Annotated in this window: 7 protein-coding genes; 1 reads left to right on the top strand and 6 read right to left on the bottom strand. The window is 57.3% G+C overall.

Features of this window, described 5'->3' with window-relative positions; genetic code table 11:
- Window positions 1-6: 6 nt before the first annotated feature.
- The 5 genes from Q4D83_RS06575 to Q4D83_RS06555 all read right to left on the bottom strand — a co-directional run bounded on the left by Q4D83_RS06575 (window position 7) and on the right by Q4D83_RS06555 (window position 9,049).
- Window positions 7-900: a phosphoribosylaminoimidazolesuccinocarboxamide synthase gene (locus tag Q4D83_RS06575; protein WP_303174047.1), complete on the bottom strand. Its 894-nt coding sequence runs from the start codon at window positions 898-900 to the stop codon at window positions 7-9.
- 230 nt (window positions 901-1,130) lie between these two features.
- Window positions 1,131-2,561: an adenylosuccinate lyase gene (gene purB / locus Q4D83_RS06570; protein WP_303174045.1), complete on the bottom strand. Its 1,431-nt coding sequence runs from the start codon at window positions 2,559-2,561 to the stop codon at window positions 1,131-1,133.
- A 141-nt stretch (window positions 2,562-2,702) separates the two neighbouring features.
- Window positions 2,703-3,842 (bottom strand): pyridoxal phosphate-dependent aminotransferase, encoded by a 1,140-nt coding sequence (locus Q4D83_RS06565; protein WP_303174043.1) that lies wholly within the window; start codon window positions 3,840-3,842, stop codon window positions 2,703-2,705.
- 24 nt (window positions 3,843-3,866) lie between these two features.
- The gene (locus Q4D83_RS06560; protein WP_303174042.1) at window positions 3,867-6,479 is read right to left on the bottom strand and encodes a DUF5979 domain-containing protein; all 2,613 of its coding nucleotides are present in this window, start codon (window positions 6,477-6,479) and stop codon (window positions 3,867-3,869) included.
- Window positions 6,480-6,862: 383 nt separating this feature from the next.
- Window positions 6,863-9,049, bottom strand: coding sequence for a DUF5979 domain-containing protein (locus Q4D83_RS06555; protein ID WP_303174040.1), 2,187 nt, complete (start codon window positions 9,047-9,049; stop codon window positions 6,863-6,865).
- 192 nt (window positions 9,050-9,241) lie between these two features.
- Between Q4D83_RS06555 and Q4D83_RS06550 the strand changes: the two genes are divergently transcribed.
- Window positions 9,242-9,610 (top strand): hypothetical protein, encoded by a 369-nt coding sequence (locus tag Q4D83_RS06550; protein ID WP_303174038.1) that lies wholly within the window; start codon window positions 9,242-9,244, stop codon window positions 9,608-9,610.
- 55 nt (window positions 9,611-9,665) lie between these two features.
- Here Q4D83_RS06550 and efeB read toward each other — a convergent pair whose 3' ends face one another.
- Entirely contained in the window at window positions 9,666-10,919 is a 1,254-nt protein-coding gene (efeB, locus tag Q4D83_RS06545; protein ID WP_303174036.1) for an iron uptake transporter deferrochelatase/peroxidase subunit, read from the bottom strand.
- Window positions 10,920-10,945 lie beyond the last annotated feature (26 nt).

Raw genomic sequence — 10,945 nt, 5'->3', positions numbered from 1 at the left:
AGTGCGCTATACGCAACACCCAATCCATTCCGAAAACTTTTTGCCTGAAATGCGTTCATACGCTTCCAAATAGCGTTCACGAGTAGCTTCCACTACCGCGCCAGGCAACGGAGGCGGCGGGGTTGCGCCGTTTTTATCCCACCCGGATTTTGAGCTCAACAGCCAATTCCGCACATATTGCTTATCAAAACTTGGCTGAGTACGTCCCTCCGCGTACCCATCTGCAGGCCAATATCGGGAAGAATCCGGAGTAAGCACCTCATCGGCCAGCACTAGTGTGCCATCGCTATCAAGCCCGAATTCAAATTTGGTATCCGCCAAAATAAGCCCGTGCTCCAGCGCCATCTCCGCAGCTTGAGCGTAAATTTCCAGCGTCGCCGTGCGCAATTCTTCCGCACGGGCCTCGCCAAGCTTTTCCACCACGACGTCGAAATCCACGTTCTCATCGTGAGCGCCGAGTTCCGCCTTGCGCGCGGGCGTAAAAATCGGCTCCGCAAGTTTCGAAGCCTCACGCAGACCCTCCGGCAGCTCCACCCCGCACACCGTGCCAGTTTCCTTGTATTCGAGCAAGCCCGAACCAGTAAGGTAACCCCGCGCAACACACTCAAACGGCACCATGTCCAGTTTCTTGCACACCATCGCCCGACCCAGCACCTCCTCGGGGATGCGCGGATCATCAATCGGGCCGGCAAGATGATTGGGGAAATCGATCGTGTCAAAAAAGAACATGCTCATCGCGGTAAGGACACGACCCTTGTCTGGAATCTCGGTTTCCAAAATGTGATCAAAAGCCGAGATTCGATCTGAAACCACCATGAGGAGTGTTTCATCGTCGATTTCATAAATCTCGCGAACCTTACCTGCAGAAAGGTGGTTGTACGAGGACAATTCTGGACGCATAGGAAAAGATTCTAGTCCGCGGCGTCCCCCAATGTCATTCGGTTTCAAACACAACAAGCCAAACACTCACACCAGCAAATTCGCCACCGTCCCCGCAGCACACACAGCCACCCCAAGCGAGCGCGAAACCCAAGGAAAACGGCCGCGAACTACCGAGTTCACCGTGCGCAGCTCACCCCTTTCGTAGGGTATGGTGCTGGTCACTACCGCGCCGCACACGCCACACCCGACTACAGGATATCGCCAGGCTTATACTCGGCGGCCTCCGGATGCCGATACACCAACTCCTGAATCCGAGTAATCACCCGCGCAGTTTGAGATTCCGCAGCACCAATAAACGCATGCCGATCAGCGAGGGCCTCCTGCAACTGGGCCGCATTCAACGGGATGCGCTTGTCCTTGGCCAAACGTTCAATCAAGTCCTGCTCCGCGCCCTGTTCACGCATATTCAATGCCACGGCAACAGCGTTTTCCTTAATTGCCTCGTGAGCAGTTTCGCGTCCCACGCCGGCGCGCACCGCCGCCATGAGAATGCGGGTGGTAGCCAAAAATGGCAGATAACGTTCCAATTCGCGCGAAATCATCGCGGGAAACGCACCAAACTCAGCCAACACCGTCAGGAAAGTTTCAAACATCCCATCGATGGCAAAAAAGGCATCCGGCAAGGCGACGCGGCGAACCACCGAACAGAACACGTCCCCCTCGTTCCACTGCTGGCCGGAAAGATCCGCGACCATGGTGAGATAACCGCGCAACACCACCTGCAAACCGCACACGCGTTCACAGGAACGAGCGTTCATCTTATGGGGCATCGCAGAAGACCCGACCTGGCCCTCCTTAAACCCTTCCGTGACAATCTCATTGCCCGCCATCAACCGGATCGTCGTAGCCAACGACGACGGACCCGCGCCTAATTGCACGAGCGCAGACACGGCGTCGAAATCCAGCGAACGCGGATACACCTGACCCACAGAATCGAACACGCGGTGGAATCCAAGGTGATCGGCGATGCGAGTTTCCAGCGACGCAAGCTTGATCTCGTTGCCACCCATCAAATCCAGCATGTCCTGAGACGTGCCCATCGGCCCCTTAATGCCACGCAGCGGGTACCGGCCGAGCAACTCCTCCACACGTTCGATAGCCACCAGCATTTCATCAGCGGCACTAGCAAAGCGCTTCCCCAACGTCGTCGCCTGCGCCGCAACATTGTGCGACCGGCCAGCCATCACCTCCGTTTGATATTGAGCCGCACGCTCGCCAATGCGCGCCACCACAGCAACGGCTTTATCACGAATGAGTTCTAATGAGCGGAGTATCTGAAGCTGCTCCACATTCTCCGTCAAATCGCGGCTGGTCATCCCCTTGTGAATATGCTCGTGCCCAGCGAGCGCATTGAATTCCTCAATCCGCGCCTTCACGTCGTGCCGAGTCACCCGCTCCCGCGCTGCAATCGAATCCAGGTCCACATGGTCAACCACAGCCTCATATGCCTCGATGGCGTCGGCCGGGATATCCACCCCAAGGTCTTTCTGGGCTTTCATCACGGCGATCCACAGCTGCCGCTCCAGGATAATTTTCGATTCCGCACTCCAGAAACTGTTGAGCTCTTCCGAAGCGTAACGGTTGGACAGAACATTCGCGATTTTGTTGGTTACAGCCACACCAGAATTATCGCACGAATCTGTTGCGCGTTACGTTCCTACACTGCTCTTTCGGCATTTCCAATGCACGTACAAGGCAACGCTCAGCATCACCGGCCCGCAACCTAGCGCAACGCGACGAAACGTTGAAGTTTCGGGACCTCAGCGTAAGAACTCCGCGATCCGTTCGCACGCCTGGGCGACCTGCGCAGTGTCCAAGCAAAAGCTGATTCGAATGTACTTGTGCCCGTCGACGGGGTCGAAGTCCACGCCCGGTGCGAACGCCACACCGGTGGTTTCCAGCACCTCACGGCACCAGGCTTCCGAATCGTTCGTTAGGTGCGAGACGTCCACATACAGGTAGAACCCACCGTCGGGCGGAGCAAAGTGATTGAACCCAAGTTGCGGGAGCCGTTCCAGCAACATGCTTCTCGACGCCGCGTACCGCGCAACGTGCCCGCGAACCTCGGCCAAGGCGGCGTCGTCAAACGCTGCCAAGGCGGCGTATTGGGATATCGCGGGCGGGCACAACGCCAGGTTCGCCTGCAAATTCTCCAACGGTTCAAGCAAGTATTCGGGAACGATAAGCCAGCCGAGGCGCCAGCCCGTCATGGAGAAGAACTTGCTCAAGCTGCCCACAACGACGGCCTCGTCGGAAAAGTTTCGGGCGGTGACGCAGGGCCTGCCGTAGCTGATGCCGTGGTAGATTTCGTCGGAAATCAACAGGCAGCCGTGTGCCTCACACCACCGCGCGATTCCTTGCAGTACTTCCGCATCAATAATCGTGCCGGTGGGATTATTCGGGCTGGTTACGATCAGCGCGCGGGGCGCTTCCGGAAGCGCCTCCAGTTGCGCCACAGTCGGCTGAAAACGATTGCTCGGCCCGCACGGAAGCTCTACGATACGCGCGCCGAGGGCCTCGACGGTATTGCGGTAGGCGGGATATCCGGGACGCGCCATGGCAATGGCTTCCCCCTGGTCGAGGGCTGCAAGGAACAACGCCACGAACGCCCCAGAGGACCCGGTAGTCACTACCACGTTCCGTGCAGTGGTGTTCGAACTGTAAGTATCGCGGTGCCAGCGGGCGATGCGTTCCCGCAGTTCCGGAATACCGAGCGTGGCGGTGTAGCCCAATTGGTGCTCAACGAGGCTGCGCTGGGCTTGCTCGACCACAACGCGCGGAGCGCCCGTAGTCGGCTGTCCCACACACATCATGATGGATCCCGGCCGCTGTTGCGCGGCGGCGAGGATCTGCATGACCCGAAATGGTTGGACCTGACTACGGGCGCTCAAGTAGCTCATACGAGCTATGGTAGTGCCTGCGCACTAGGAATTTCGACGAGACCTGCGAACGAGGAACAAACCTACGCCTGCAATCGCGAGGGCGAATACCGCAATCCCAATCACGCTTGCACCGGTCTGAGCCAGCTGCCGCGGACCAGCATTGGTGGCGTTGTTCGTTGCGGTGTTCTGGGCGCCATTCTCAGCCTTCGGGGCTTCGCTCGGCTTGCTCGGCGCAGTGGTCTGCGTCGAATTGCTGCTCGAGCCGGAGGACCCAGAAGAACCGCCGGACAGGAACGGACTGAACGCCAGCAAACCAAGCCAGCCGAGCGGCGGGTTATCCGGATCTTCCAAGGAGTTGGTCACGGTGACCAGCAGCTTGGCATCGTCAGCCATGACGGTCACGGTGGCGGAACCGTCGCCGTTATCCTGGACTGCGTCCGCAACGTTACCTTCGAACACCGGGGTAGCCCACGGAGTACGCTCTGGAAGGATCTCCTTGATGGTCACCTTCGTGCCCAGCGGCAACTTCGGGAAGTCAGAGTATGCGTCACGGGGGCGCAGGGTGAACTCACGCTTTTCAGTCTTGCCGTTGTTATCCCAGGAAGCTTCGAACTTGAATTCCTCGTCGCGCATCACGGCGTCGACACGCTCGTTGTCGATCTTCTTGGTCACCGCCAAGCTACCGGTCATGCGCACGTACGTATTGGTAAATTCTGCCTTTACCACGTTCGGCTCGGCGGTAATTTCAACGCTGCGCTTGAAGTCAACCGGGTGAGCAACAAGGTCGTAGCCTTCAATGCCGGCCTTGCTAACGTCCTCTTCAATATCGCAAATAGCGCCGATCGGGAACCGTTCCTTGCTGAGTTTGGCCTCCCCGTTGCCGAGGATGCTCATCGTGCCAGTAGCAACAATGTCGCTGCCGGGCACGCGGCAGGTGTAGTTAAACCAGAACTCCTTGTCCTTGGCGCTGTCCACGCCAGCGGTGTTCTTCACCAGCGCGAACGGGGCGTCAGTGTCCAGCTCAGCGGCAATGTTTTCCAGCTCCACCTTCACGTTAGCGTTGGAAACCACCTTCAGTTTGATGGACTTACCGTCGTTGAGCAGCTCAACGTCTTCCTTCTTGGTGCCTTCACCGGGCTTGAACTGGTAATCGGTGAAGTTGATACCTGGGACCTGCGGGAAATCAATCTCGCTCAACACCACTACGGTGCCGGCTTTCCACTCCTTCGGGCCACTTTGAGTGCCATTTGCGGGCATGGAGATCTCTTCGGTTGCCAGCTTGCTGCCGTCCGCACCAAACACTTCCGCCTTGACCTTGAACATCGCATCAGCAGGAATCAGGGTGCCGTCCACGCCGGTGACCTTCTTGGTCACCTCGTAGGAACCCCGCTTCACGCCCGTAATCGTGCCAAGGCTGCGTTGCTTGCGAGAAATCGTCGCAACATTGAATTTGGAGACCCCGGTAACCGAAACTTCATTCCACGTAAAGTACTTCTCCGCACCTGGGTCGTTCGGCTTCACGTTGTCCGGCTGCACCGGCGCCAACTTACCGTCATGGGTTTCGGTGGTGTAGATAATTCGGTAGAAACGGTCGGTGCGCCACTTCTTCTCTGGGTTCGGAGGCTCAACATCGAAGTCGATGGTGTTGCCCGAATGCTGCACATTCATTGCGTTTCCGCTCAGCGCAGTTCGTTTGTTCGCCTCGGGCAGCGTCGGCTCACCGTCTTCAACCACTGCCTCATATTCGTAAATCTTCGGCGTTGATTTGAACTTATGGCCGTAACCGTGCAGCGAATCCTTCACGTGAAGCGTAGCTGGCGCGTTCACGAGGTTTTCGCCAGGAATATTGATGGTCCAAGTAGCGGTGTTCCCAACGCTGGAGTACCAACCCCACTTCCGAGGTTCCTTGGGGAATTTATCCACAACGCCCTCGACGCCAACACCGTTGCCCGGCAGAAACGCAACCTTCGCCTGACCGTTGAGGTTCAGAGTGACCTCGCGCGACTCCAACGCCTTCGTGGCCTGCAGTTCGGTGCGCAGGGTGCCGTGCACATCATCGCGATTCACAAAGGCACCGTTGAGGATACAGGTAATAGAGCGATCGCCCTGGCTGACGGTGCATTCTCCGCCCTTAACACCACCCTCGTCCAACAACGGGAAAACTTCCGAGTTGTACAGCGTAAACGTTTCGGGGTACACGATGGAGAACTTTTGGCCCTCGGTCACACCATTGGGCGCCATCCAGTCCACTTCAAAAACACCGAGCTGCCACTGCTTCAAGGTGGCATTCGGGTCTTTATTCGAACCGTTGGTCACCCGAACTTCGCCGAATTGGATAACCTTCTCGGCTTCCGGCGCGGGCTGTTCGACCAATTCAGCAGGAGGCGTCGCAGCATCCTCAGCTCCGTCGCGTTCCTCACTTGGAGTTTTCGCACCAGCACCTGGTTCATTGACACCAGTTGTATCGGAATCCGTTGCATCGGATTCCGGCTCCTCGGTTGTTGATTCCTCTTGTTGCTGCTCTGTGGCCGCTGAGGTCGTGTCAGCTCCAGCTTCTTGCGCCGTGGCTCTAGGCACGACCAGCATGCTGCATGCCACGACGATGACCGCAACGACAGCCCAGATCGCCTTCCAGGTGACCGGTTTGAGTCGCATTCGACGACGTTCCTTTCAATTGTGCCCACTATCCCCAGCTTGGCTGCGGCGGAAGCCCCGACGCTTTCAACTCCCCAACACAAACTGAGAATAGTGACTCCGATACTCACTAGAGCATAAGTAAACGCTTACATCAGCCATGCTGACAAGTTTTAACTATCGCAGCCAATGTACCGCTGCAACCCAAGCTGCAGATTCACCACTTCCCCGGCCATTTCCCCAGGACATCAGGGGTACAGCATTATTTACCCCCGCCATCTCCAGGCGAGCGCCCCGGTGTCGAAAACTGCACGCGCCCCGTTGCCAACCCCGATCGTCCGCAGCCTCGTACGCTGCGGACATGAAGCAACTATTCAAAAACCTAAAATATAACTTAAATACTGTTAGTTTTCGCGTATCGAAGTTCCGAAACCGCCCAACATGGGAATCAGATTCAACAATGAAAACCAGCCGAAACCACGTTCCGGATGATTAATCACGGTCACGAGCAGTTCCGCTTCCTCATCAAGCACGGAGATGGTGGCACTTCCGTCACCATGATCTTCGACCGCACCACCGACACTGCCGTTAAACGCCGGCGTTGTCCACGAGGTTTCACCGTGAATCTCGCGCTCCCGCAGGGTGACCTTGGTGCCCAGCGGCAGCGGTGGGAAATCTGAGTACACATCGCCCGCCCGCAGCGTAAATTCACGAACCTCTTTCGTGCCATTCAGCTCCCAGGAAGCTTCGAACTTAAACTCCTGATCCCCCATGAGTTCAGTCGCGGCCTCGTTGCTCATCTCCTTCGTGATCGCCAGACCGCCGACCCGGCGAGCATAGACATTCACAAATTGGGCTTGCGCAATGTTGTTGTTCCCGGTGATTGTCACGGTACGCTTCCCGCTTTGCGGTTCAGTAATCAGCCGGTAACCATTGTGCGCCGCGGCCTTCTCATCTTGAGTGATCACACATTCGGTACCCACAGGGAATTCGCGATCGCTTAGCGCGGGCTGACCGTCACCAAGCGCGCTGATTTGCCCCGTTTCAGTGTCGTCACCGACCTTGCAGCGATAGTCGAATGTGAATTCGTGCTCTGTGTCCGCATCCAAACCGCTTACCTTATTCAATACCGCGAACGGTGCCATGGCTCCAACGACGGTATTCTTCAACACCACCTTAATATTCCGGGATGCCACGGTAGTAAAACGAACCCGCGAACCACCGTCCAGAAACTCTAGGTCTTCACTGGCCTGCTGCGCCCCCGCACCCTCCTCTGTCGCTGCCACAAACGTGGGTTGACCAAAGGTAATGCCGGGAAGCTCCGGTGTGGTCACCTGCCCCAATTCAACGACCGACCCTTCCGGCAACTCGGTCGGCCCACTTGTGTTGCCGTCGAGAGAAGTCTTGATTTCTTCTTCCCAATATTCCCCGTCCGGAGTGGTAATCAACGCCGTGATACCGAACGTTGCGTCACCGGGAATGAGCTCGCGAGACGCGGCGTCGGAAAGCTCTTGTCGAACCTCATAGCTAGCCTTTTTCGCACCGTGGATCGTGCCGCTACTGCTTTGCCAATTTTTCACGGTGTCTTCGTCGCTGAAGTCTTGGCCAGCCCCGGTTACCACAACTGTGTTCGTAGTGCCCACGGCCTTCGGCGCAGGCTGTCCGTCCGCGGTTTGGGAGCTGTACCGCAACCGGTAGAGCAGCGTCGGCTCCCACTGGCCGCTGGCGTTGACGGGGTTGAGTTCGAAGGTGGCGGTGCTACCGTCCGGGCTCACCTTAAACTTGCTCACGTTTTGTTCGCCCACCTGTGAATCAACCTCGGGGCGGCCCCCCTGGTGATTCATCGTGTGCGCCGTAACCTTCGGCGGCACGGCAGGATCGAACTTGTGTTTATGCCCACTGAGAGTGCTGGTGACCTGCACTGCCGCGGACTCACGCCCCGCGAGCAGGGGGCCGGGGATATCCACGCGCCACCCACTGGTGACGTAGTCGTCGTTATACCAGCCTTGCGTGTGTAGCGTGCCACCCACGTGGTCGCCGGCGCCGATAATGCCGCCCGCACCGGGCAACGCCACGCGGTGAACAGTGCCGTCGATAGTCATGGTCAGGTGACTATCCGTGGTGGTTGTCTGGGCCTGCACTTCCGTGTGCAAGGTACCTCGAACATTGAGACGACCAGCAAACTCCTCGTTAAATTCGCAAGTGACGGATTGATTATTCGCACGCACGTGGCAATCCCCGCCAATTTCCCCGTCCTTGCTTTTCAGCTGGAACACCTCATTGCCGTACAGGTGAAACCCGTCCGGGTAGTGCACGATAAAACGCTGCCCACTGACGACGCCCGCCGGTGCACTCCACTGAAAATCGAACGCCGCAAACTCCCATTGCCGCAGTTGATCGCCAGGCGAGCCCAGCACCCGCGAAACCTGCACGTCCCCCACCTCAACGCTTCTCGACGCCGCACCATCCGTGTCCGCCGCAGCCCACGCCGCCGGCACCACGCAAAGCGTTAGCATCATGGCCAGAATCGCAAACAATGCCGAAACCATTGCGGGCCTCGAGTTGTTCCACGTCACCAGATTGACTCGCATGAGACCACATTTCCTTTCGGCACGGCTGGGCGCGGCCTTCCCAGGCGGTAGCAAGACCGACAATCCAAGTTTAATAAGATCTTACTTAAACAGCAATAAGCCGAGCTACGCGCCGGACTTGGCCGAAACATGGAGGCGAAAATAGACGATGAAACCTACACAACCCATAAGTAAAACCAGTAGGTGTTTCGCATGCAGACTACGTTTTTTGTCATAGCCCTCATCGCCATCGCGATCCAGATCTTCCTGCGCCTAGGGATCGTAATGGGCATGCCTTTAGCTGACGTTGTGTTCGCTAACCCGTTCACAAACCGGCGTGGCTATTGCGTGATTGCCATCATCGCATACGCGGCACTCATCATACTTTTGCTTTGCTATATGGGAATCCTCCCTGGGCAGCACGACCCAACAATTTTAGCGATACTCTTCGCCGCACTCGCATTGGTCTGCCGTGACGTACTTACCACCGTATTCTCACGCAACAACAAAAATCGACTGCTCATGGGCCCGCTCAATTTAGTGTTGGCAGTATCGCTAGCAGTCACCATATTCGGCACCTAGCGCCGTTCTTGCCAGAGCAGGACGCGACGAATGCGATTCCGCGACGCGTCCCCTCCTATGCCTCAAACAACTGCTGGCCGACGTATTGCCCTTCTTGGATACCCGGCGGAACCAAGAACACCGCTGATCCGGTGGTTTTGAGGTATTCGATGAACATGTCGTCCCGCGCCATGTTTTTGTGCACCTTGGCGAATCGTCCCGGGGCTTTCACAAAGGCGATGAAGAACAAGCCCGCATTCAACCGGCCTTGAGTATCATTTCCATCGACAAAGTTATAACCGCGGCGCATCATGGCGATGCCATCGTTATTGTCGGGGTGGACACGGGCGACGTGGGATCGTTCATCAATAAGCAACGACCCCGTGTCATCAGTGGCGGTGAAATCAGGTGGCGTGAATTCATCCCCTCCAGAAAGTGGCGCGCCTTCCCGCTTGTCCCGGCCGGTGACTCGCTCTTGTTCCTCGAGCCGTACACCATCCCACACTTCAATAGTCATGGTGATGCGGCGGGCAACCAAGTAGGTTCCACCCCGCGCCCAACCATCGTTGATCCAGACGTGTTCTTTCAACCGTTCTGGCTCTTCGGCTTTGATATTGCTGGTGCCGTCCTTCTGACCAAACAGATTTCGTGGAGTCTTTTGCGTGGTCGAAGTCGAAGACGTGCGCCCAAATCCGAGCTGCGACCAGCGCAAAACCGCGCGGCCAAAAGCGATGCGGGTGAGGTTTCGAATCGCATGCACGGCAACTTGCGGATCATGAGCACAAGCTTGGACGCAAATGTCACCTTCACTCATGGCGGGATCAATGAAGTCATTGACCATTTTGGGCAACGGCGCGAAATCCGCGGGTATTTTATCCGCGATGTTAAATCGATCCTTGCCTTCCGCATCTTTGAACAGGCTCCGCCCGAAGCCGAAGGTGATTGTTAACCCACTAGCGGGCAGGTCAGCGGCCTCACCGGTGTCTTCGGGCGGCAGGTACGGGCCACTATCAAACGCCCCGCTGGCTGTGACGCCCAAACCCAACGTGAGCCGACTAGCTGCATACGTCCAATCCCGGAGGAGTTCGATCACATCGTCACGGTTCATGTCCGCCACAATGTCAAATGCCGCAAAGTGCATGCGATCTTGGGCTGGCGTAATGATTCCCGCTTGGTGTTCACCGTAGAACTCGTAGGTGAGGTCAGCTTCTTCAGGGGTGGACGAACACCCCGTGAGCATTCCTAGACCAGCCGCGCCAGCGCCTCCTGCACCTAGCAGTGCGAGGAATCCACGCCGAGACAATCCCGTGTTGGCAGGTGAGTCGGACATTACTCCGGTGGCCTTTCTTTCCGCGG

The sequence above is a fragment of the Corynebacterium sp. genome, from assembly GCF_030532715.1.
Lineage (GTDB): Bacteria > Actinomycetota > Actinomycetes > Mycobacteriales > Mycobacteriaceae > Corynebacterium.
Note: the sequence above shows the minus strand (reverse complement) of the source record. Positions and strands in the feature narration are given on the sequence as shown.